This is a genomic window from Citrobacter sp. Cpo126 (genome assembly GCF_030332445.1).
Lineage (GTDB): Bacteria > Pseudomonadota > Gammaproteobacteria > Enterobacterales > Enterobacteriaceae > Citrobacter > Citrobacter portucalensis.
Window position 1 is genome coordinate 241,952 of the sequence record NZ_JAOWHT010000020.1, and the last position, 22,772, is coordinate 264,723.

The window sequence follows — 22,772 nt, forward strand, 5'->3', positions numbered from 1 at the left end:
GGTAGAACAGCTATGTGCGGAGAATTTGAAGTTATGTGAAGTGACGGTGAAGCGTAAACGAGGCCTGGGCGCCGCCCTCTGGTCGGTTAGATAATGTCACCGTACCTTCATGCAGTCGTGCAACTTCATTGACAAACGCCAGCCCCAAACCGCTGCTCTTGTGTCCATTCTCGCGGGGCAGCGAGTAGAAGCGCTCAAAAATACGCGGCAACGCAAAATCAGGGATCCCGCTACCGCTGTCGGTAACCTGCAATGTGACCAGCTCCTCCTGCTGATGCGCGCTCAACGTAATCGTCCCGCCCTGTGGCGTGAAGTCGATAGCGTTGTCGAGCAAGTTCCCCAATGCCTGCTCCAGTAACGCGGGATCGGCAGCGACGCTAAGCGATGAAGGCAGAATGGTCAGCGTAATGTTTTTTGCCGCCAGCTGCACGCTACGCGCCTCTTTGAGCTGAGCAAAAAGCGTATCTACTTCCACTGCCGTCAACGTAATGTCCTGTCGATTCTCCAGTCGCGCCTGGCGCAGCAAAGTTTCGACCAGCGCCTGCATGCGCGCATTTTGCGTCAGAATATTATCGGTAAAACGCGCTACCACGTTTGGCGGCGGGCCTTCGCGCAATATCTCTGCCGCGCCACGAATGGCCGCCAGCGGACTTTTCAGCTCATGCGTTAACGCGTAGACATACTGCTCAATGTAGTTCTTGCCTTCGAGCTTCAGACGCATACTTTCCAGCGCCTGCGCCAGTTTGCGTAACTCGCTGCTGCCTAAATCAGGCAGTGGGACGGGGCGATTCTCGGTAACGGAGTCGGCATAACGCGCCAGCCGGGCAATGGATCGGTTTATCCACCATACCATCCCGAAGCCAATCACCAGGGCAATGCCCAGCAATACGGCGCTGGCCCACAGCATTCGCCGTTCACTGCGTTTAATCACCGGTGCCATCGCCGCATTTGGTTTGCCGACACTGAGCACGCCGATAATACGCCCACCGTCTACGATCGGCGCGGCAACGTACATCACCGAGCTTTCCGGATCGTTCGGGTTTTGCGGCGTGCTGCGGGCGCCATACTGCCCACGCAGCGTTAACCACACATCGTTCCAGCGGGAGTAGTCCTGACCGACGGCCTGGTTAGCTGAATCAAACAACACCTTGCCCTGCGCGTCCGTCATGTAGACATGGTATTCATTACGCACTTTGTTAATGCCGCTGATGTTGGCGTTAAATGGGCGGTTATGCAGCTGCGCAAATGCCTGCGCCAGCTTGCCGTTAGCCGGTGAGTCAGAGAGCACGTCATCACGCGCCAGTGCAGCCAGCAGCGTGGCGGTATCAATTAGAGTACCTTCGGTCGCCCGACGAACGCCTGGCTTAATTTCCTGCACAAAGATCGACAGAACAAACCAGGCGGCGACCGCGACAATCAGAAAATAGCCGAGCAGCAAACGCATGCCAATGCGCATCAGCAATTCCTCAGGCTGTATCCCATACCGCGATGTGTATTGATGGGGGAAAGCTCCGGATTGATAGCCCGCAGCTTGGCGCGCAGCGTTTTGATGTGAGTATCAACCGTTCTGTCAAAGGTATCCTGTGCGTCTGCCCAGACTAAATCCATCAGCTGCTGGCGAGAGTAAATACGTCCCGGCGACATCAGCAATGTTTTCAGCAGCAGGAATTCATAGCGCGTCAGGTTCAACGGCATGCCGAACCAGGTAATCTGCGCGGCCAGCTCATTAAGTTCAAAATCCCCACAGCGCGTCGTCGATGAAGGCGTGGAGAATTTTTGCACCCGCCGCAGCAGCGTACGCACACGAGCGCACACCTCACGCGGCGAGAAAGGCTTGGCAACATAGTCATCTGCGCCAATTTCCAGCCCCAACAGGCGATCCACTTCATCGCTGCGCGCGGTCAGAAAGAGGATCGGCAACGCCGGGTGGCGTTCCAGTAAACGTCGGCACAGTTCAAAACCGCTGATATCCGGTAGCCCGACATCCAGAATGATGGCATCAGGGCATTGCTGGCGAGATTTCTCCAGCACGGGAAATCCGCGCTCAAACGCCTCTACGCTAAACCCTTCCTGTTGCAGCATGTAGATAAGCGTATCAGCGATTCCCTGCTCATCCTCAACCAACCAGATCAACGGCTGTTGCATTGTGCTTCCTTGTTATTGCCGCCACGGCATGATGGGTACCGCACTGATGGCATTTTTGGGCGATCCATCGACAACTTTATCTGAATAGGCCAGATAGGCCAGCGCATTACGTTTCGCATCGTAAAAACGCACGACCTGTAAAGATTTAAACACCAGCGAGGTACGTTTCTTAAATACCACTTCGCCCTGAGCTTTACCGTTCTTGATTCTGTCGCTCAGTTCTACCGGCCCAACCTGCTGGCAAGAGATGGCAGCATCGGAGGTATCTTCCGCCAGCCCCAGTCCACCTTTGATGCCGCCGGTCTTCGCACGACTCACGTAGCAGGTCACATTGGTAACATCCGGATCGTCAAACGCTTCGACCACAATTTTATGATCCGGCCCAAACATTTTGAACACCGTATCGACAGATCCAATCTGCTCCGCATGGGCGACCTGCGCCAACATCAGCAGAATTGAGGAAATGACTAAGCTCTTATATTTCATATTGTTACCATTCTTAAAAGTTGTTCTGCGTAATTATTAAACATTCTAAGATAAAATGTATACAGATCACAGGATTACAATAATCACGCTTTCGTATGTCCGAAAAAAGCACTTATGAGCAAAAAAAACACTGAATGCTAAAACAGCAAAAAATGCTATTATCCTCATACCTGACGTCAGGTACTCGTTGTTGAAAGGATGAGGATATTTTATGGATCAGGCTGGCATTATTCGCGACCTATTAATCTGGCTGGAAGGTCATCTGGATCAGCCTTTGTCGCTTGACAATGTGGCGGCAAAAGCGGGCTATTCCAAGTGGCACCTGCAGAGAATGTTTAAGGACGTGACGGGCCATGCTATTGGCGCCTATATCCGCGCCCGTCGTTTATCGAAATCCGCAGTGGCGCTGCGCCTGACTGCGCGTCCAATTTTGGATATTGCGCTGCAATATCGCTTCGACTCTCAACAAACTTTTACTCGCGCATTCAAGAAACAATTTTCGCAGACACCAGCGCTGTATCGCCGTTCACCGGAATGGAGTGCGTTTGGTATTCGCCCGCCAATGCGACTGGGTGAATTTACGATGCCTGCACACGAGTTTGTCACCCTGGAAGATACGCAGCTGCTCGGCACCACGCAAAGCTATTCCTGCTCGCTGGAACAGATTTCAGATTTCCGTCATGAAATGCGTATTCAGTTCTGGCGCGACTTCCTTGCTCAGGCTCCGGCGATCCCGCCAGTACTGTACGGGCTTAACGAAACGCGTCCGAGCATTGAAAAAGACGACGAACAGGAAGTGTTTTACACCACAGCACTGACGCCGGAACAGGCCAATGGCTATGTGCCGTCGGCGCAGCCTATCCTGTTACAGGGTGGCGAGTATGTGATGTTTACCTACGAAGGGTTGGGAACCGGCGTGCAAGAGTTTATCCTGACGGTTTACGGCACATGCATGCCGATGCTGAACCTGACGCGCCGTAAAGGACAGGATATCGAGCGATACTACCCGGCAGAAGATGCCAAAGCGGGAGATCGCCCGATCAACCTGCGCTGCGAATTCCTGATTCCGATTCGCCGCTAGCGCTGTAGTTCATCCAACGCAGGGGCGTCCAGATGTGAGATGTCCCCTGCCGTTTCAACGACCCATCCCGGCGCCAGCCATAAGCTTTCCTGGTAATCAACGCGAGAAATTGAACAGTTGCGCAGACGCAAGCGACGTTCAGCCCATGCCGGTAATCCCAGAATTGTGCTCACCAGGCAACCCAGCGCGATACCGTGGCTGACCAGCAGTGGACGACTTCCCGGCGGCAGCTCCAGACAGGATGCCAGCGCCGCATTGACGCGATCGCTCAGCTCCTGCATCGATTCCCCTTCCGGAATACGACCATCCACCGTGCCGTTCACCAACTGGCGACGCCAGCCCTCTTCCTCTGGCGTCAGCGTATCGATGTGACGTTTTTCCAGCACCCCCATATTCAGCTCACGCAGACGAGAATCATAGGTGATATCACAGCCGCAGGCCTGGGCGATGATTTCTGCGGTGCGTCGTGTACGACCAAGATCGCTACTGATGACATGCGTAATACCAAACGAGCGGGCGCGTTCTCCCACCTGCATGGCTTGTTGTTCACCTTTAGCGGTTAGTGGGCTGTCTGACTGGCCTTGAATACGTCGCTCGGCGTTCCACTGCGTTTCGCCATGGCGAACAAGGTATACCTGTAACATGCTTTTTTTCCGTTATATACTCGTCATACTTTGAGTAGACTCTGCGATGAATTTTCAAACTGAGCTTAATTATGCACAAGGTTATCTCTGCGACCACCAATCCTGCCAAAATTCAGGCAATTCTGCGGGCATTTGAAGAGATTTTCGGGGAAGGATCCTGCCATATTGAACCCGTCGCCGTCGAGAGTGGCGTGCCGGAACAACCTTTCGGAAACCAGGAAACGCGCACTGGCGCACGAAATCGCGTTGATAACGCTCGCCGCCTGCACCCGCAGGCTGATTTCTGGGTCGCCATTGAAGCAGGAATTGACGATGACGCCACCTTCAGTTGGGTGGTGATTGATAACGGCATTCAGCGCGGTGAAGCCCGTTCAGCCACGCTGCCATTGCCTACTGTCATTCTCGACAGAGTCCGTAAAGGTGAAGCGCTCGGCCCGGTGATGTCGGACTATACGGGTATTGATGAAATTGGCCGTAAAGAAGGCGCAATCGGCGTTTTTACCGCGGGCAAGCTGACGCGCTCAAGCGTCTATCACCAGGTGGTGATTCTGGCGCTCAGCCCGTTTCATAACGCGATATACGATGAGTCATTGTAATTTGTAGGCCTGATAAGCGTAGCGCCATCAGGCAAGCAGCGCGCACCATTGCCGGATGGCGGCTTCGCCTTATCCGGCCTACGAGAGAATCAGACACTTTTTAGCAGTACCTGCTCCAGCCACTGACGCAAATCCACCGGTGCGGATTTGAGGCTGTTCGACCCCCGCGTAATAGTGGCAATCCCCGCCCCGAGCTCGTTTTTAAGCTCACGCTGGCTCATCTCGCCGCGCAGCAGCTCTTCAATGATACGCACACGCGTGCCCAACGCTTCACGCTCATCCGGCGTTAACATCAAATTGAGCAGTGGCAGGTGTAAATCTTGTTCGTAGGCGTGTTTAAGTAGATCGACAAAACGTAACCACTCCTGGTGACGTTGTTCTGCCATCTCTGCTGAATAGGGTGATTGCTGAGTCATAAGATATCGCCATCGTTGCGGGGGAAGCGTGCTTGCTTCCCCTTTTTGTACTCTTTAACGAGTACGGTAGCATAACACAATCGACACGATCAGTAACGACGTTGCCATTCTGCGTCGCTCATCAACTCCGGTTTATCGCCGAGGAAATAGCGATAGTACGCATCATAAGCCAGCACGTTCTTCACATAACCACGCGTCTCTGAGAATGGAATACTTTCGACAAACGCCACAGCATCAATGCGGCCAGCGCTATTGCCAAGCCAGGTACGAACGCGCCCCGGACCAGCGTTATAGGCTGCCGACGCAAAGATGCGGTTATTGCCGAATTGCTGATATACGTACTGCAAATAGCTGGTACCAATGTTGATGTTGGTATCAGGATCCAGTAGCTGGCTCGGACTGCTGTAACCTGGAATCGAGAACATTTTCACCGTATGCGTCGCCGTGCCCGGCATAATCTGCATCAGCCCGCTGGCGCCGACCGGTGATTTCACTTTCGGGTTCCAGGCGCTTTCCTGACGCGCTATCGCCATCGCATAACTTGGCTGAATATCCTTGCCGCTGGTGTAACGGGTAAACAGATCTTTATAGGCCAATGGGAAGCGCTCTTCCAGATGATCCCACAGCTTACCGGCGATCGTCGCCTGCACGCTCAGATCCCACCAGTGATTATTGAACGCGTAACGCGCCAGTTGAGCCTGCTCAGACTTGGTGCGGCTGGTGACCAGATTCGCCCATTCACTGCGTGCGGTATTGTCCATGTTCCAGTACATCAGCTCGCGTACGCGCGCCATTTCCGGGCCCTGAGTTAACGCAGAGTCAACGTTGGCTGGGGCTTTATCCACTTTCAACTCATACTCTTCGCCCAGGCGCTGTGCCGCCACCATCGGATAGAAACCACGCTGCTGCATGAGCTGGTGCAGGATCTCTTTGGCTTCCGCATCACGTCCGCGCTCCAGCAGCAGATCAGCCTGCCAGTAGCGCCACTCGTCTTTTTCTTTTGCTTCCATTGGCAGACGTGCCAGCCAGGTATTCAGGCCACGACGATCGCCGGTTCCCAGCGCCATGCGCACGCGGCGCTCCACAAGCGAGGTGGAATTGGAGCGCATAATCGCATCATCACGCCATTTGGCCTGCTCGTCGGTGACGTCATTGCCCATCAGGCGCCAGGCAACAATGTCGCGCAGCTCCTGGGTTTGCTCGTCATTAAGCTGTTGCGCCTGCACCAGGGACGGGATCATCAGGCGGGCGTTTTCCACATCCTGACGCGCCACGCTGGCAAAGGCGACCGCCGCCATCTGTCGGGTGAAATCCGTAGCGCCGGTGGTACGTGCAAAAGTCATCACCGAATTCGGATCGTTGGCCAGCGAGATGATCGCAGAGGCAATGGTTTGGTATTGCGCGGGCATCTGCCCGGCCAGCGCCGTCACCAGACCGGTATTCCCGGCTTTCATCGCCAGACGAATACGCTCCAGATACGCCAGCGGATCCTGAGTGCCTGAGGCGCGCCATACGCCAAATAATTTGTCACAGGCATTCGGCTGACTTTTCCCGGTCAACCACAGCTCTTTCGCGCCCTGCCAGGCTTCTTCGGTTTGCCCGGTACTCCATTTCGCGAAGTAATAGTTACATTGCGCTTCCGTGGTACCCGGTTTTTCCGGGCTGAACGCCAGCAGTCCGCGCCAGTCTTCGCGGCGCGCCAGTTCATTCACGAAACGCGATTGCAGCGTACGCGCAGGGGGCAGTGTCGGATTGGCACGCACAAAATTGGTAACGGTAATGGTGGGCTGATTCATCAGATCGTCAGTGATCTGACGATATTCCAGATACGGGTACAGAGGATAGTTCTTCAGGCCGGGCATCATCTGCTCTACGACATCCATCTGTCGGTTGTCCCAGGCTTGCTTGATTTGCGCATAACGATTGCGCTGCTCATCCAGGGAGTCGGCTCGCGCCACCTGACTGACCGTCAGCAGACATACGCTGGCTGCCAGCAGGCGCCAGGTAAATTGATTGGCTTTGTCCACAAGCTCTTCCTCTTCTCATGTTACGTCTGTGCAGCATCATGCCGCTTAATTCATTCATGCTAACCAGACATTGCAGAATGCGCCACGTCACGGACACTTTTTTACTTTTGTTGCGAGTGAGATCTGCTGGCTGGGATTGAGCAATGAAAAAGGCTACACTTCGCCTTTGAAAACTCTATTCATCACTATAAAAGAGGCGAAGTCCACGTGGCTCAATTCGTTTATACCATGCATCGTGTCGGCAAAGTCGTTCCGCCGAAACGTCATATTCTTAAAAACATCTCACTGAGCTTCTTCCCTGGCGCCAAAATCGGTGTTCTCGGTCTGAACGGTGCGGGTAAATCTACCCTGCTGCGCATCATGGCCGGCATTGATACCGATATCGAAGGTGAAGCTCGCCCACAGCCAGGCATTAAAATCGGTTACCTGCCGCAGGAACCAAAACTGAACCCGGAACATACCGTTCGTGAATCCGTTGAAGAAGCGGTTGCCGAAGTGGTTAGTGCACTGAAAGGTCTGGATGAAGTTTACGCCAAGTACGCCGAGCCGGACGCCGACTTCGATAAACTGGCCGCACAACAGGGCAAGTTTGAAGAAATTATCCAGGCGCACGACGGCCATAACCTGAACGTGCAGCTTGAGCGTGCCGCTGACGCCCTGCGTCTGCCGGACTGGGACGCTAAAATTGAGAATCTCTCCGGTGGTGAACGCCGCCGCGTTGCGCTGTGCCGCCTGCTGCTGGAAAAACCAGACATGCTGCTGCTCGACGAACCGACCAACCACCTGGATGCGGAATCCGTCGCGTGGCTGGAACGCTTCCTGCACGACTTCGAAGGCACCGTAGTGGCGATTACCCACGACCGTTACTTCCTCGACAACGTTGCGGGCTGGATCCTGGAGCTGGACCGTGGTGAAGGTATTCCGTGGGAAGGTAACTACTCTTCCTGGCTGGAGCAGAAAGATCAGCGTCTGGCCCAGGAAGCTTCTCAGGAAGCGGCTCGCCGTAAATCCATTGAGAAAGAGCTGGAGTGGGTGCGTCAGGGCGCTAAAGGTCGTCAGTCTAAGGGTAAAGCCCGTCTGGCACGCTTTGAAGAGCTGAACAACACCGAATACCAGAAACGTAACGAAACCAACGAACTGTTTATTCCACCTGGGGCACGTCTGGGCGATAAAGTCGTTGAAGTCACCAATCTGCGTAAATCCTACGGCGATCGCGTTCTGATCGACGATCTGAGTTTCTCCGTACCGAAAGGCGCAATTGTCGGCATCATCGGTCCGAACGGCGCGGGTAAATCTACCCTGTTCCGTATGATGTCCGGTCAGGAACAGCCTGACAGCGGCACCATCACGCTGGGTGAAACCGTCAAACTGGCCTCCGTTGACCAGTTCCGTGACGCCATGGACAACAGCAAAACCGTGTGGGAAGAAGTTTCCGGCGGGCTGGATATCATGCGAATCGGCAACACCGAGATGCCAAGCCGTGCCTACGTGGGCCGCTTCAACTTCAAAGGTGTGGATCAGGGCAAACGCGTCGGCGAGCTGTCCGGTGGTGAGCGTGGTCGTCTGCACCTGGCGAAGCTGCTGCAGGTTGGCGGCAACATGCTGCTGCTCGATGAACCAACCAACGACCTGGATATCGAGACCCTGCGCGCGCTGGAAAACGCCCTGCTGGAATTCCCGGGCTGCGCGATGGTTATCTCGCACGACCGTTGGTTCCTCGACCGTATCGCCACCCACATTCTGGATTACCAGGATGAAGGTAAGGTTGAGTTCTTCGAAGGTAACTTTACCGAATACGAAGAGTACAAGAAACGTACGCTGGGCGCCGATGCGCTGGAGCCGAAACGTATTAAGTACAAGCGTATTTCTAAGTAATTAGCGTTAAGTGCCGGATGGCGGCGTTACGCCTTATCCGGCCTACGAGGTTAGTGCGACTTGTAGGTCGGATAAGCGCAGCGCATCCGGCATTAAAACCTAACGCTGCTCGCCCATCAACTCTTTCACCAGCTCCACGCAGCGCAGGAAGCGACCGTCGTAGTCAGGCTCCTGTACGTGCACGAAATTGATATTGTTTTCCTGCAGCATCTCGACCAGCAGCGTCTGAAACGCTTTTCTGTCAACTGAGCTTCCAAGGCTGCGTAAGCCATCCGCCACCCACGGGGTGTTGTTTTCCAACAGGATCACCAGGTCAAAGCGATACTCATCAATAAGCGCTTGCACAAACGGGTGTTCACGCCCTTCATACTTTTTACAGAAGGCCTGAGTGGTCACGAAATCGGTGTCGATGAACGCCACTTTATTGGCGTACTTAACAGCAAAATCAATGTATTGCGCTTGTCCTAAGGCGATTTTATCGTAGTCAGAATACTGCAACGCCATCTCATCGCCGCCCAAATGGGAGAAGACATAATCACGCCCGTATTCCCACGCACTGGTGGTATTAAAAATATTGGCGAGCTTGTTCACCAGCGTCGATTTACCGCTCGACTCCCCGCCGAGGATCGCCACGGTGCGCACGAAAAACGGCTTCACTTCGGTCGGAATATACTCCCAGTAGCGAAACGGGTTTTCACGGATTTGCCCGCCGCTGATGCTCATGAACGTCCGCTTAGGATCCACCAGCACGGTTTCGATCCCCAAATGTTCGAGATACTGCGGGGCATCTGATTCTTCAGAGGTGTAGATCCAGTTTGGCTGGATCCCTTTCTCCTGCATAAACCTTTTGATCCCGTTGCTCCACACGTCCCAGCCGTGCGGATACGGCTCCATGCCTTCTTCGTTGAAGGCATGAATACGGATATTTTTCTGATACTTAAAGGTTTGCAGCAGCCAGCGTAAACGATCGGGCACCGTAGGCTGTTGTGACATGGCACTGTCTTCAAACAGGCTGCGATCGCGCGTGTCGTCATAGCCCATGATGATATGCAGTTCATCGACCTGGCTACAGGCGCGCTGGATAAGATAGATATGGCCGGTGTGCAGCGGATAAAACTTGCCGAATACCACACCGATATTTTTCTGCTGGCGCGGAAACTCCAGACCGAGAAAGCGGTGCAACGCCTCCAGCTTCTGCGCGCTGGGGCTTTTGATTTTGGCATTCAGCAGTTGGCTTAGGTATCCCTTGGTCATGCCACTGGCATCCGCCACCTGTTGCAGGGTACAGCCCTTTTGCTTTATGGCGGTTTTCAGATATTCAAATGACACAAGAGCCTCCTGCTGGAAAAATCGCGTAACACTGCCTGATGGCGCTTCGCTTATCAGGCCTACAAAATCAGTATGTACGGGTATTTGATTATAGGTCGTCAAACACGCTTAACGCATCCGCAAGCTTCTTAACGCCAAAGACCTGCATGCCTTCCGGTACTTTTTTCGGTACGTTAGCTGCAGGGACAATCGCCCGGCGAAAGCCGTGCTTCGCCGCTTCCGAAATACGCTCCTGCCCGCTGGGTACCGGACGGATTTCGCCCGCCAACCCCACTTCGCCAAAGACCACTAAATCCTGTGGCAGCGGTCTGTCACGCAGGCTGGAGACCATTGCCAGCAGCAACGCCAGGTCGGCGCTGGTTTCGGTGACTTTTACGCCGCCGACTACGTTAACAAACACGTCCTGATCCGCCATCTGCAAGCCACCGTGACGATGCAGCACCGCCAGCAGAATCGCCAGACGGTTCTGTTCCAGACCGACCGCCACGCGACGCGGGTTCGCCATCATTGAGTGATCGACCAGCGCCTGAATCTCTACCAGCAGCGGGCGCGTACCTTCCCAGACCACCATCACCGAACTGCCGGAGGTGACCTCATCGCCACGGCTTAAGAAGATAGCGGAAGGGTTGCTGACTTCACGCAGGCCCTGTTCGGTCATGGCAAAGACGCCCAGCTCATTCACCGCGCCAAAGCGGTTTTTATGGCTACGCAGAGTACGGAAACGGGAATCGGCGTCACCATCGAGCAGTACCGAACAGTCAATACAGTGTTCGAGCACCTTCGGCCCGGCCAGCGAGCCGTCTTTGGTGACGTGGCCGACCATGACAATCGCCACGCCGCGCGTTTTGGCAAAGCGCGTCAGGTAAGCCGCCGTTTCACGCACCTGCGCCACGCTGCCCGGCGAAGACTGAATATCCGCCATGTGCATTACCTGAATGGAGTCGATCACCATCAGCTTCGGCTGTTCTTCTTCGGCAATCAGGCAAATTTGTTCAATACTGGTTTCCGACAGCATATTCAGATTCGCGGTCGGCAAGCCAAGCCGGTGCGCGCGCATCGCCACTTGCTGCAGTGACTCTTCACCGGTGACGTACAGAGTTTTCATCTGCTCAGCGAGCTTGCACAGCGTTTGCAGCAGCAGCGTTGATTTCCCCGCGCCGGGGTTACCGCCAATCAGAATAGCGCTGCCGGGTACCACACCGCCGCCCAGCACGCGGTCAAACTCTTTAAATCCAGTGGAAAAACGCGGTAGTTCTTCAAGGCTGATGTCAGACAGCTTCTGCACTTTTGCCACGCCCGCATTCCCGGCATAGCCACTGAGCCGCTCGTTACGCGCCACCGTTGGCGATGCGGCAAGGCGCACCTCGGTAATGGTATTCCAGGCCTGACAGGCGCTGCATTGCCCCTGCCAGCGCGGGTAATCGGCCCCGCATTCATTACAAACAAAGGCGCGTTTTGGAGCTTTGGCCACGTTTTACCTCTTTCGTTAACGCTTTTGCCGGATGGCGCAGGCGCTTATCCGGCCTACGGACACCTTGCCATCGGGCAATTTAATCATTTCTGGTTCATGCTGCCGGAGAGAATGCAGAACACGCCCATCAGGTCAGCGTGGCGGATAGTAATCTCCGTCTTTTCATTCACTTTCGGTTTAGCATGATACGCAATACCCAGCCCAGCCGTTTTGATCATCGGCAGATCGTTAGCACCGTCGCCGATCGCCACCGTCTGCGCCATCGGGATCTCATATTCTTGTGCCAGGCGGGTCAGGGTATTGGCTTTGTACTGGGCATCGACGATATCGCCGATCACGTTGCCGGTAAATTTACCGTCCATGATCTCCAGCTCGTTTGCTACAGCCGCCGTCAGACGCAGTTTATTACGCAGGTAATCGGCAAAGAAGGTAAAGCCGCCAGAGGCAATAGCCACTTTCCAGCCGAGCGTTTCCAGTTTTAACACCAGCTGTGTCAGGCCTGGCATCAGCGGTAGCGTTTCGCGCACCTGGTGCAGAATATTGGCATCAGCGCCCTTCAGCGTCGCCACGCGACTACGCAGGCTGGCGGTAAAGTCCAGTTCGCCGCGCATTGCGCGTTCCGTGACTTCCGCAACCATCTCACCGGTTCCAGCCAGTTTAGCAATTTCATCAATGCATTCGATCTGGATTGCCGTTGAGTCCATGTCCATCACCAGTAAACCCGGTGTGCGCAGATGCGGAATTTTGCCTAACGGGGCAACATCCAGTTTGGCATCATGCGCCAGTTTTGCCGCGCGCGGCGTTAACGAACCCGCCAGGCGAATCACCTGATAATCCTCGACGCACCAGGCAGCAACAATCACCATCGCTGCACCCAGTTTGCTCTGGTATTGCGTTAAACGTTGTTTATCCAGCCCACGACCGTACAGCAGCCAGCCACTGCGGCCCGCGTGGTAGTCCAGCGGCATGACTTCATCGCCACTTAAAGAGAGAGGCAGACCTGGCCACAGAGAAACATCTTCAGGTAGATCGCACCAGGTTATGTTAGGCATTAAAGCTCCTGTAAAATCGTTCGGGTCGGAATCATCAGGGGAAAATAACGCATGAGGCTACCCTGTAACCAGCGCTTCTGGCAACATTAAGTCTCAAATTTTCAGCAGGTGGAATATGGCTCGCGCAAAACTGAAATTCCGACTTCATCGTGCAGTGATTGTATTGTTCTGTCTTGCTCTGCTCGTCGCCCTGATGCAGGGCGCATCCTGGTTTAGTCAAAGTCACCAGCAGCAGCGTAATCCGCAGCTCGAAGAGCTGGCCCGTACGCTGGCCCGCCAGGTGGCGCTAAATGTTGCTCCGCTAATGCGTACCGAAACGCCGGATGAAAAACGCATCAAAGCGGTACTCACACAGCTGACGGAAAGTAGCCGTATTCTGGACGCTGGCGTGTACGATGAACAGGGAGACCTGATTACGCGTACCGGCGAGAGCGTCAACGTTCGTGACCGACTGGCGCTCGACGGCAAAAAAGCCGGGGGTTATTTTAACCAGCAGATTGTCGAACCCATTCAGGGGAAAAATGGTCCGCTGGGCTATTTGCGTCTGACGCTGGATACCCACACCCTCGCCACCGAGGCGAAGCAGGTAGATAACACCACCAATATCTTACGCCTGATGCTGCTGCTGGCGCTGGCGATTGGCGTCGTGCTCACCCGTACCTTATTGCAAGGCAAGCGTACCCGCTGGCAGCAATCCCCTTTCCTGTTGACCGCCAACAAACCGGTGCAGGAAGAAGACAACGAGAAAAAAGAGTAAAAGCAGTAAAAACTGTAAAACAGAAGGGAAATCAACCATGACTACACTACGCCTGCTTATCTCAGACTCTTACGATCCGTGGTTTAACCTCGCGGTCGAAGAGTGCATTTTTCGCCAGATGCCCGCCACGCAGCGCGTCCTGTTCTTGTGGCGTAACGCCGATACGGTGGTGATTGGCCGGGCGCAAAACCCGTGGAAAGAGTGTAATACCCGCCGTATGGAGGAAGACAACGTGCGGCTCGCCCGCCGTAGCAGCGGCGGCGGCGCGGTATTCCATGACTTAGGTAATACCTGCTTTACCTTTATGGCCGGTAAACCGGAGTACGACAAAACCATTTCCACCGCGATTGTCCTCAACGCATTGAATTCTCTGGGTGTGACGGCGGACGCCTCCGGGCGTAACGATCTGGTTGTGAAAACGCCAGACGGCGATCGCAAGGTTTCAGGCTCTGCTTATCGGGAAACGAAAGATCGCGGCTTCCACCACGGCACGCTGCTGCTAAATGCCGATCTCAGCCGCCTGGCAAATTATCTCAATCCCGACAAAAAGAAACTCGCGTCAAAGGGGATCACCTCTGTCCGCTCACGGGTGGCGAATTTGACGGAGCTGTTACCGGGCATCACCCATGAACAGGTCTGTCAGGCCATCACGGAAGCCTTTTTTGCTCATTATGGCGAACGCGTTGAAGCGGAAGTGATCTCACCAGATAAAACGCCGGACCTGCCAAATTTTGCCGAAACCTTTGCCCGCCAGAGCAGTTGGGAATGGAATTTTGGTCAGGCACCTGCTTTCTCGCATCTGCTGGACGAGCGTTTCACCTGGGGTGGCGTTGAGCTGCATTTCGACGTCGAAAAAGGTCATATCACGCGCACACAGGTGTTTACCGACAGTCTCAATCCCGCGCCGTTAGAAGCGCTGGCGGAGCGGCTACAGGGCTGCCAGTATCGCGCCGATGTTTTACAGCAGACTTGCGAAGCGCTGGTTACGGAATATCCGGATCAGGAAAACGAGCTGCGTGAACTGGCGGCGTGGGTGGCGAAGGCCGTGCGTTAAGCGATTAGTGGCGAATTGCCGGATGGCGGCTGCGCCTTATCCGGCCTACAAGACCGCTCCTGCACGCCTGATAAGCGAAGCGCCATCAGGCATTAATAGCGGCATTCCCATAGGCCCGGCCAGCGCAGCGCCACCGGGCCATAACAACCCTTACTCTTTATCGCCCAGCAGAACGGATTCCAGCGCGATTTTGATCATGTCGTTGAAGGTCGTCTGACGTTCAGCGGCAGTGGTCTGCTCGTGAGTACGGATATGGTCGGAAACGGTGCAGATGGTCAGCGCTTTTGCACCAAATTCCGCAGCAACACCGTAGATGCCCGCCGCTTCCATTTCCACGCCCAGCACGCCGTATTTTTCCATCACGTCGAACATTTCACCGTCCGGAGAGTAGAACAGGTCAGCAGAGAACAGGTTGCCCACGCGCGCGTCTACACCCAGTGCTTTTGCCGCATCAACCGCGTTACGCACCATGTCAAAGTCAGCGATAGCAGCGAAGTCATGATCTTTAAAACGGATACGGTTAACTTTGGAGTCGGTGCAAGCACCCATACCGATAACCACGTCACGCAGTTTAACGTCCATACGCACAGCGCCGCAGGAGCCTACGCGAATGATTTTCTTCACGCCGAAATCGGTGATCAGCTCTTTGGTGTAGATGGAGCAGGACGGGATACCCATACCGTGACCCATAACGGAGATCTTACGGCCTTTGTAAGTACCGGTGAAACCTAACATGCCGCGAACGTTGTTCACTTCACGAACATCTTCGAGGAAAGTTTCAGCAATATGCTTTGCACGCAGCGGGTCGCCCGGCATCAATACGACGTCAGCGAAATCACCCATTTCTGCATTAATATGTGGAGTTGCCATTTTTTGTCCTTATTTCGTTGTTATTGCCTGATGGCGGCTACGCCTTATCAGGCCTACAAAACGTATGCAAAACAGTGAAATACCCTAAGGATTTCGCGTTATAGGAGGGCGACGAATTCATGAATCCCCGGGAGCATAGATTTACTATGTGACCGGGGTGAGCGAATGAAGTCAACGCATCTACAGCGCGAAAGACAACGGGTATTACAGCATGTTTTTACCGTAGTCCATCGGTGACGTACCAAAGTAGCTCGCCAGCGTCTGACCGATATCCGCGAAGGTTTCACGGTGACCTAAAGAACCTGGTTTCACTTTCGGGCCGTAGACCAGTACCGGGATGTGTTCACGGGTGTGGTCAGTGCCGGTCCAGCTTGGGTCGCAGCCGTGGTCAGCGGTCAGGATCAGAATGTCATCTTCACCCACCAGCTCCATCAGCTCAGGCAGACGGCGGTCGAACAGTTCCAGGCCCGCAGCATAACCGGCGATATCGCGACGATGTCCCCAGGAAGAGTCGAAATCAACGAAGTTGGTGAAGACGATGGTCTTATCACCTGCTTCTTTCATCTCTTTGATGGTGGCGTCGAACAGCGCGTCCAGACCGGTGGCTTTCACTTTTTTGGTGATGCCGCAGTTAGCGTAGATATCCGCGATTTTACCGACGGAAACCACGTGACCGTCTTTTTCGTCGACCAGTTTCTGCAGCACGGTCGGTGCTGGCGGCTCAACGGCCAGGTCGTGACGGTTACCGGTACGCTGGAAGTTACCGGCTTTATCACCGATGAACGGACGTGCGATAACACGACCGATGTTGTAACCACCTTCGGTCAGCTCTTCACGTGCGATTTCACACAGCTCGTAGAGTTTATCCAGGCCAAACGTCTCTTCGTGGCAGGCAATCTGGAACACGGAGTCAGCGGAGGTATAGAAAATCGGCTTGCCGGTTTTCATATGCTCTTCACCCAGTTGATCCAGGATCACGGTACCGGAAGAGTGGCAGTTGCCGAGGTAGCCTGGCAGGTTGGCACGTTTTACCAGTTTATCCAGCAGTTCCTGCGGGAAGCTGTTTTCATGATCGGAGAAATAACCCCAATCAAACAGAACCGGGACACCCGCGATTTCCCAGTGGCCAGACGGCGTGTCTTTCCCGGAAGAAAGTTCATGCGCCCATGCGTAGGCACCAATCACTTCCGCGTTACCGTCCATACCAGCAGCAATTTTACCGGTAGAACCTTCGTGAGCTTTCACCAGGCCCAGACGGGTCAGGTTAGGCAGATTCAGTGGACCTTTGCGACCATTGTCAGCCTCACCTTTCGCACAGGCTTCTGCAATGTGTCCCATAGTGTCTGAACCTACGTCGCCAAAGCGATCCGCATCTTCAGTCGCACCAATACCAAAGGAGTCCAGCACCATAATAAATGCACGTTTCATCTTGTTCTCCATACATCTGCGCCGCAAAAAAGCGATCAGATCAGTATACAGTTATTCGGTAATACGACGATAGACTGTCGGTGTAATTTCTGGCGCTTTATCGTCAAGGCTAATTGCCGCTTTGACCGCTTTCGCCGCTTCCTGCCAGCTGGCTTCGTCTTTCGCGTGGATCACCGCCAGCGGGCGTTGTCCGTCTACGCTGTCGCCCAGACGCGCCATATCGCTAAAGCCAACGCTGTAATCAATGGTGTCCGAAGCCTGACGACGACCGCCGCCCATGGAAACGACCGCCATCCCCAGCGCACGGGTATCCATCGCGCTGACAAAACCTTCGGTATCAGCATATACCGCTTTGCTGAGCATTGCCGTCGGCAGATACTTCGCATAATTTTCGACGAAATCGGTCGGGCCTTTTTGCGCCGCAACCATGCGACCAAAAATCTCTGCCGCTTTACCGTTGTCCAGCACCGCCTGCAATTTCGCACGGGCTTCGGCGTCATCTTTCGCCAGATTGCCGGAGATCAGCATTTCAACGCACAGCGCCATGGTGACGTCTAACAGACGTGGATTGCGGTATTCACCGGTCAGGAACTGCACCGCTTCGCGAACTTCGACCGCGTTACCTGCGCTGGAGGCCAGCACCTGATTCATATCGGTTAACAGCGCGGTGGTACGTACACCCGCACCGTTTGCCACACCGACAATCGCTTCAGCAAGAGCTTCAGAAAGCTCGTAGGTCGGCATAAAGGCGCCGCTGCCCACTTTCACATCCATCACTAGCGCATCCAGCCCTTCCGCCAGTTTTTTCGCCAGAATGGAACCGGTAATCAGCGGGATGGAATCCACCGTCGCGGTAATATCGCGGGTGGCATAAAAACGTTTATCCGCCGGTGCGAGCGAGCTGGTTTGCCCAATAATCGCCACACCCACGTCTTTAATAATTTCACGGAAGCGCGCGTCGTCCGGGAAGATGTCAAATCCAGGAATCGCTTCCAGTTTATCGAGTGTACCGCCGGTATGCCCCAGACCACGCCCGGAGATCATCGGAATATAGCCGCCGCACGCTGCGACCATCGGGCCTAACATCAGTGACGTTACGTCACCCACACCGCCGGTAGAGTGTTTATCCACAATCGGGCCGTTCAGCTGCAGGCTTTTCCAGTCCAGCACGGTTCCTGAATCACGCATTGCCATGGTCAGCGAAACTCGCTCAGGCATTGTCATATCGTGGAAGAAAATGGTCATCGCCAGGGCGGCGATTTGCCCTTCAGAGATGGTGTTGTCGCGAATACCATTGATAAAGAAACGAATTTCTTCATCGCTCAGCGCATGACCATCACGTTTTTTACGAATAATTTCTTGTGCGAGAAACACGGTAACCCCCAGGGGAAAAGAGTAGAAGGCCGTTGTAGGCCGGGTAAGCAACGCGCCACCCGGCAGTCGTCTTAATGCCGGATGGCGGCTACGCCTTATCCGGCCTACGTCGCTACAGCTCCGGCAATATAAGGCTTAGTAGCTGCTTGCGCTCTTGCCGTCGCCGTGACCCAGCGCTTTCAGCAGGCTCGCCAGCAGGCTGGATGCGCCAAAACGGTAGTGACGAGAATCAGCCCAATCAGCGCCAAACAGTTCATCGGCAATTGCCAGGAACTGCTGTGCATCTTCTGCAGTGCGCACGCCACCAGCCGGTTTGAAACCTACAGTTTTAGAAACACCCATGTCGCGGATCACTTCCATCATGATGCGTGCGCTTTCCGGCGTCGCATTGACCGGCACTTTACCGGTAGAGGTTTTGATGAAATCAGCACCGGCTTTAATGGAGATTTCAGACGCTTTGCGAATCAGTGCTTCTTCTTCCAGCTCACCGGTTTCGATGATGACTTTCAGCAGCACGTTTGCCGCCGCACACGCGTCTTTGCAGGCTTTAACCAGATCGAAACCAATCTGCTCGTTACCGGCGATCAGCGCACGGTACGGGAACACCACGTCAACTTCATCTGCGCCGTAAGCAATCGCCGCGCGGGTTTCAGCCAGCGCAATCTCGATGTCGTCGTTGCCATGCGGGAAGTTGGTTACGGTTGCAATGCGGATGTCCGGCGTGCCCTGCTCTTTCAGGGTCTTACGCGCAATAGGGATGAAACGCGGATAGATACAGATTGCGGCAGTGTTGCCAACCGGGGTCTTCGCCTGATGACACAGCGCGATCACTTTTTCATTGGTGTCGTCATCATTCAGGGTAGTCAAGTCCATCAGTTTCAGTGCACGCAGGCTGCTTGCTGTTAAATCGGTCATAACATTCTCCAACGGCATCGCCGTATAAAATTTCACCTTGCGAGTTTGTTAGTATTCTAACATCCGCTCGCTATTACACTTCGATATACATCACAGTTAATGAAAACCACATACAGATTTGCATTACTCTAATGAGATCTACTTCAAATAAATCACCTTTTCTAAAGGGATGCGGTGGCATCAGGCGCATCCGGATCAAAGGTTGCGGCGGCGTTGCTTTCTACAATGGCGTTACACCTTCGGGATAAAAAGGAATCAACGATGCCCACTTCAAGCGAACTCGCGCTGCAACAGCGTTGCCAACAAATCGTGACCAGCCCAGTGCTCAGCCCTGAGCAGAAACGCCACTTTCTGGCGCTGGAAGCTGAAAACGCGCTGCCTTACCCGCAACTGCCTGCACAGGCACGTCAGGCGCTGGATGATGGGGTAATCTGCGATATGTACGAAGGTCATGCCCCGTTCAAACCGCGCTATGTTTTACCCGATTACGCGCGTTTTCTGGCCAATGGCTCATCGTGGCTGGAGCTGGAAGGCGCCAGGGATCTTGATGACGCGTTATCCTTACTCACTATTCTTTACCACCATGTTCCGTCAGTGACGTCGATGCCGGTTTATCTCGGTCAGCTCGATGCCCTGCTGCAACCGTATGTTAGAATTCTAACACAAGACGAGATCGATATTCGAATAAAACGTTTCTGGCGTTATCTCGACAGAACCCTGCCAGACGCGTTTATGCATGCCAATATCGGCCCCGCCGATACACCAGTCACCCGTGCAATTTTACGCGCAGACGCAGAGTTAAAGCAGGTTTCGCCTAATCTGACATTCATTTATGACCCGCAAATCACACCTGACGATCTGCTGCTCAACGTGGCGCAAAATATCTGCGAGTGCAGTAAGCCGCATATTTCCAACGGCCCTGAAAATGATAAAATTTTCACAAAAGGTCAGTATGGCGTCGTCAGTTGTTACAACTCTTTGCCGCTCGCCGGGGGTGGAAGCACACTGGTCAGGCTTAATCTGAAAGCCATCGCAGAGCGCAGCACCTCTGTCGATGACTTCTTTACGCGCACCCTACCGCACTACTGCCAGCAGCAAATCGCCATCATTGATTCACGATGTGAATTCCTCTATGAGAAATCACATTTCTTTGAGAATAGCTTCCTCGTGCAGGAAGGGTTGATTGATCCCGAACGTTTTGTGCCTATGTTCGGGATGTATGGACTGGCGGAGGCGGTTAACCTGCTGTGCGATAAGTCGGGACAGAATGCGCGCTATGGGAAAGATGAGTTCGCCAATCAGCTCGGCTATCGTATTAGCGCCTACCTGGCGGAGTTTGTCGAAAATACCCCGGTGAAATATGGCTGGAAGCAGCGCGCGATGCTGCATGCACAGTCGGGGATCAGTTCTGACATCGGCACCACGCCAGGTGCACGCCTGCCTTACGGCGATGAGCCGGACCCGATCACCCATCTGCAAACCGTCGCGCCACATCACGCGTTTTATCACGCCGGGATCAGCGACATTCTCACGCTGGATGAAACCATCAAGCGTAATCCTCAGGCGCTGGTGCAGTTGTGCCTCGGGGCGTTTAAAGCCGGAATGCGCGAGTTTACCGCCAACGTGAGCGGCAACGATCTGGTCCGTGTCACCGGGTATATGGTGCGCCTGTCGGATCTGGAAAAGTATCGCGCCGAAGGGTCACGAACCAACACCACCTGGCTTGGCGAAGAAGCCGCGCGCAATACGCGCATTCTGGAACGACAACCTCGCGTGATTAGCCATGAACAGCAGATGCGCTTTAGTCAGTAGGCTGATTCCTTTCTCCTGCGTCGACGGGCCGGGCAGTCGCCTGGCTCTGTTTCTGCAAGGATGTAATCTGCGCTGTAAAAATTGCCACAATCCGTGGACGATGGGACGCTGCAACGACTGCGGGGAGTGTGTGCTGCATTGCCCGCATGAGGCGCTGAGCCTGAGCGCAGGGAAAGTGTGGTGGCAGTCCGATGTGTGTCAGCAGTGTGACACCTGCCTGCATATGTGCCCCCAGCAGGCCACGCCGATGGCGCAGAGTATGAGCGTTGATGAAGTGCTGCAACATATTCGCAAGGCAGTGCTGTTTATCGAAGGGATAACCGTTAGTGGCGGTGAAGCGACTACTCAACTCCCCTTTATTGTGGCGCTATTTACCGCGATAAAAACCGATCCGCAGTTGCAACACCTGACCTGCATGGTCGACAGCAACGGCATGCTGAGCGAAACCGGCTGGCAGAAGCTGCTGCCGGTGTGCGACGGCGTAATGCTGGATTTAAAAGCCTGGGACAGCACGTGTCATCGGCAGCTTACCGGCCGCGATAACACGCTGATTAAACAAAGCATTACCTTTTTGTCCGGGCAGAGAAAACTGGCGGAACTCCGCCTGCTGGTTATTCCTGGTCAGGAAGATTATCTACAGCATATCGATGCGCTGGCGGCGTTTATCAAACGCACCGGCGACGTACCGGTACGGTTGAATGCCTTTCATGCGCACGGGGTGTATGGCGAAGCGAAGGACTGGCCGAGCGCCACGCCGAAGGATGTGGAACACCTGGCGCAAAGATTGCGCGAGCGCAGGGTGGATAATTTGATCTTCCCGGCGCTGTACCTGTGATTGCCGGATGCGGCTACATCATTTGCAGGCCGGAAAAAACACAGCCGCCATCCGGCAAAGTTATGCCTGATGCGCTTTGCTTATCAGGCCTACGGAGCGCCTACTTTTGTAGGCCGGATAAGACGCAGCCGCCATCCGGCGAAGTTATGCCTGATGCGCTTCGCTTATCAGGCCTACGGAGCGCATACTTTTGTAGGCCGGATAAGGCGCAGCCGCCATCCGGCAAAATATGCCTGATGCGCTTTGCTTATCAGGCCTACGAAGCACACACTTTTGTAGATACTGTTATCGCCTGCAAGCCTTTTCAGGTTCCGCGGTTACGGATAGCAGGCACGACCAGTCACAGCGCCGTCAGGCGCTGTTTTTTCCTGATTCATCTTCCCTTCAGGCTGTTATCACCCCATGTCTCGACGCATCGAACGGCTCACCTGATTTCAGTACACCGTAAGACACATGCGCCAGCTTGCGCATCATTGCGCCTATTATCACTTTCCCTTTTTTACCGTTTCCTGCCAGACGGTCGCGGAACGCCCGCCCCCATTCCGTTTTACTTATTGCCACCATCGCTGGCATGTACAGAGCCCTGCGCAGGGATACATGGCCGC

General features: G+C 54.4%; 20 protein-coding genes and 1 pseudogene. 7 read left to right on the forward strand and 14 right to left on the reverse strand.

Translation table 11 applies throughout. The annotated features are described in order from the left end of the window. Positions 1 to 31 precede the first annotated feature (31 nt). From creC to creA, 3 genes are read right to left on the reverse strand one after another with little or no spacing between them, the layout of a single operon-like run. The gene (gene creC / locus OGY17_RS01865) at positions 32 to 1,456 is read right to left on the reverse strand and encodes a two-component system sensor histidine kinase CreC (RefSeq protein WP_032942324.1); all 1,425 of its coding nucleotides are present in this window, start codon (positions 1,454 to 1,456) and stop codon (positions 32 to 34) included. Beyond that, on the reverse strand, positions 1,456 to 2,145 hold the full coding sequence (gene creB / locus OGY17_RS01870) for a two-component system response regulator CreB (RefSeq protein ID WP_153753764.1): 690 nt from the start codon (positions 2,143 to 2,145) through the stop codon (positions 1,456 to 1,458). Before creB ends, creC begins: the two co-directional genes overlap by 1 nt. Positions 2,146 to 2,157: 12 nt before the next feature. Beyond that, positions 2,158 to 2,631, reverse strand: a complete 474-nt coding sequence (gene creA, locus OGY17_RS01875; protein ID WP_003018998.1) for a protein CreA — start codon at positions 2,629 to 2,631, stop codon at positions 2,158 to 2,160. A gap of 211 nt (positions 2,632 to 2,842) precedes the next feature. On the opposite strand from creA, the gene robA reads away from it, so the two are divergent. Then, complete coding sequence (gene robA / locus OGY17_RS01880) at positions 2,843 to 3,712, forward strand: MDR efflux pump AcrAB transcriptional activator RobA (protein ID WP_003829933.1); 870 nt, start codon at positions 2,843 to 2,845, stop codon at positions 3,710 to 3,712. Here the strand turns inward: robA and gpmB are convergent. Beyond that, entirely contained in the window at positions 3,709 to 4,356 is a 648-nt protein-coding gene (gpmB, locus tag OGY17_RS01885) for a 2,3-diphosphoglycerate-dependent phosphoglycerate mutase GpmB (protein WP_003019006.1), read from the reverse strand. The genes robA and gpmB overlap by 4 nt on opposite strands. Positions 4,357 to 4,427: 71 nt before the next feature. Between gpmB and yjjX the strand changes: the two genes are divergently transcribed. Then, complete coding sequence (gene yjjX / locus OGY17_RS01890) at positions 4,428 to 4,952, forward strand: inosine/xanthosine triphosphatase (RefSeq protein ID WP_286606299.1); 525 nt, start codon at positions 4,428 to 4,430, stop codon at positions 4,950 to 4,952. Between the two features lie 89 nt (positions 4,953 to 5,041). Here yjjX and trpR read toward each other — a convergent pair whose 3' ends face one another. Together trpR and sltY are read right to left on the reverse strand one after the other, a co-directional pair. After that, on the reverse strand, positions 5,042 to 5,368 hold the full coding sequence (gene trpR / locus OGY17_RS01895) for a trp operon repressor (RefSeq protein WP_032934222.1): 327 nt from the start codon (positions 5,366 to 5,368) through the stop codon (positions 5,042 to 5,044). Positions 5,369 to 5,457: 89 nt separating this feature from the next. After that, positions 5,458 to 7,395, reverse strand: a complete 1,938-nt coding sequence (gene sltY, locus OGY17_RS01900; protein ID WP_057067007.1) for a murein transglycosylase — start codon at positions 7,393 to 7,395, stop codon at positions 5,458 to 5,460. Positions 7,396 to 7,602: 207 nt separating this feature from the next. On the opposite strand from sltY, the gene ettA reads away from it, so the two are divergent. Continuing rightward, on the forward strand, positions 7,603 to 9,270 hold the full coding sequence (ettA, locus tag OGY17_RS01905; protein WP_003829940.1) for an energy-dependent translational throttle protein EttA: 1,668 nt from the start codon (positions 7,603 to 7,605) through the stop codon (positions 9,268 to 9,270). A gap of 99 nt (positions 9,271 to 9,369) precedes the next feature. On the opposite strand, the gene nadR is transcribed toward ettA, so the two are convergent. From nadR to serB, 3 genes are all read right to left on the reverse strand, one after another. After that, positions 9,370 to 10,599 carry a multifunctional transcriptional regulator/nicotinamide-nucleotide adenylyltransferase/ribosylnicotinamide kinase NadR gene (gene nadR / locus OGY17_RS01910; protein ID WP_032942319.1) on the reverse strand — a complete coding sequence of 410 codons (1,230 nt, stop codon included), beginning with the start codon at positions 10,597 to 10,599 and terminating at the stop codon, positions 9,370 to 9,372. Between the two features lie 88 nt (positions 10,600 to 10,687). Continuing rightward, on the reverse strand, positions 10,688 to 12,070 hold the full coding sequence (gene radA, locus OGY17_RS01915) for a DNA repair protein RadA (RefSeq protein WP_003829944.1): 1,383 nt from the start codon (positions 12,068 to 12,070) through the stop codon (positions 10,688 to 10,690). Positions 12,071 to 12,153: 83 nt separating this feature from the next. Next, entirely contained in the window at positions 12,154 to 13,122 is a 969-nt protein-coding gene (serB, locus tag OGY17_RS01920) for a phosphoserine phosphatase (RefSeq protein ID WP_003829946.1), read from the reverse strand. Positions 13,123 to 13,237: 115 nt separating this feature from the next. On the opposite strand from serB, the gene OGY17_RS01925 reads away from it, so the two are divergent. Together OGY17_RS01925 and lplA are read left to right on the forward strand one after the other, a co-directional pair. Then, positions 13,238 to 13,879 (forward strand): YtjB family periplasmic protein, encoded by a 642-nt coding sequence (locus OGY17_RS01925; protein WP_003829948.1) that lies wholly within the window; start codon positions 13,238 to 13,240, stop codon positions 13,877 to 13,879. A gap of 37 nt (positions 13,880 to 13,916) precedes the next feature. Then, positions 13,917 to 14,933, forward strand: a complete 1,017-nt coding sequence (gene lplA / locus OGY17_RS01930; protein WP_286606301.1) for a lipoate--protein ligase — start codon at positions 13,917 to 13,919, stop codon at positions 14,931 to 14,933. A gap of 150 nt (positions 14,934 to 15,083) precedes the next feature. Here lplA and deoD read toward each other — a convergent pair whose 3' ends face one another. The 4 genes from deoD to deoC all read right to left on the reverse strand — a co-directional run bounded on the left by deoD (position 15,084) and on the right by deoC (position 19,520). Continuing rightward, positions 15,084 to 15,803 (reverse strand): purine-nucleoside phosphorylase, encoded by a 720-nt coding sequence (gene deoD / locus OGY17_RS01935; RefSeq protein WP_000224864.1) that lies wholly within the window; start codon positions 15,801 to 15,803, stop codon positions 15,084 to 15,086. 204 nt (positions 15,804 to 16,007) lie between these two features. Next, positions 16,008 to 17,231 (reverse strand): phosphopentomutase, encoded by a 1,224-nt coding sequence (deoB, locus tag OGY17_RS01940; protein WP_003019037.1) that lies wholly within the window; start codon positions 17,229 to 17,231, stop codon positions 16,008 to 16,010. Between the two features lie 51 nt (positions 17,232 to 17,282). Beyond that, on the reverse strand, positions 17,283 to 18,605 hold the full coding sequence (gene deoA / locus OGY17_RS01945; protein ID WP_016151609.1) for a thymidine phosphorylase: 1,323 nt from the start codon (positions 18,603 to 18,605) through the stop codon (positions 17,283 to 17,285). A 135-nt stretch (positions 18,606 to 18,740) separates the two neighbouring features. Continuing rightward, positions 18,741 to 19,520, reverse strand: a complete 780-nt coding sequence (deoC, locus tag OGY17_RS01950; protein WP_286606303.1) for a deoxyribose-phosphate aldolase — start codon at positions 19,518 to 19,520, stop codon at positions 18,741 to 18,743. Between the two features lie 261 nt (positions 19,521 to 19,781). On the opposite strand from deoC, the gene OGY17_RS01955 reads away from it, so the two are divergent. Both OGY17_RS01955 and OGY17_RS01960 read left to right on the forward strand, forming a co-directional pair. Beyond that, complete coding sequence (locus tag OGY17_RS01955) at positions 19,782 to 21,332, forward strand: YjjI family glycine radical enzyme (protein ID WP_100271540.1); 1,551 nt, start codon at positions 19,782 to 19,784, stop codon at positions 21,330 to 21,332. Further along, positions 21,304 to 22,167, forward strand: coding sequence for a YjjW family glycine radical enzyme activase (locus OGY17_RS01960; protein ID WP_103285794.1), 864 nt, complete (start codon positions 21,304 to 21,306; stop codon positions 22,165 to 22,167). Before OGY17_RS01955 ends, OGY17_RS01960 begins: the two co-directional genes overlap by 29 nt. Before the next feature lie 384 nt (positions 22,168 to 22,551). Here OGY17_RS01960 and OGY17_RS01965 read toward each other — a convergent pair. After that, positions 22,552 to 22,772, reverse strand: a pseudogene (locus tag OGY17_RS01965) (IS110 family transposase); the annotation flags it as partial.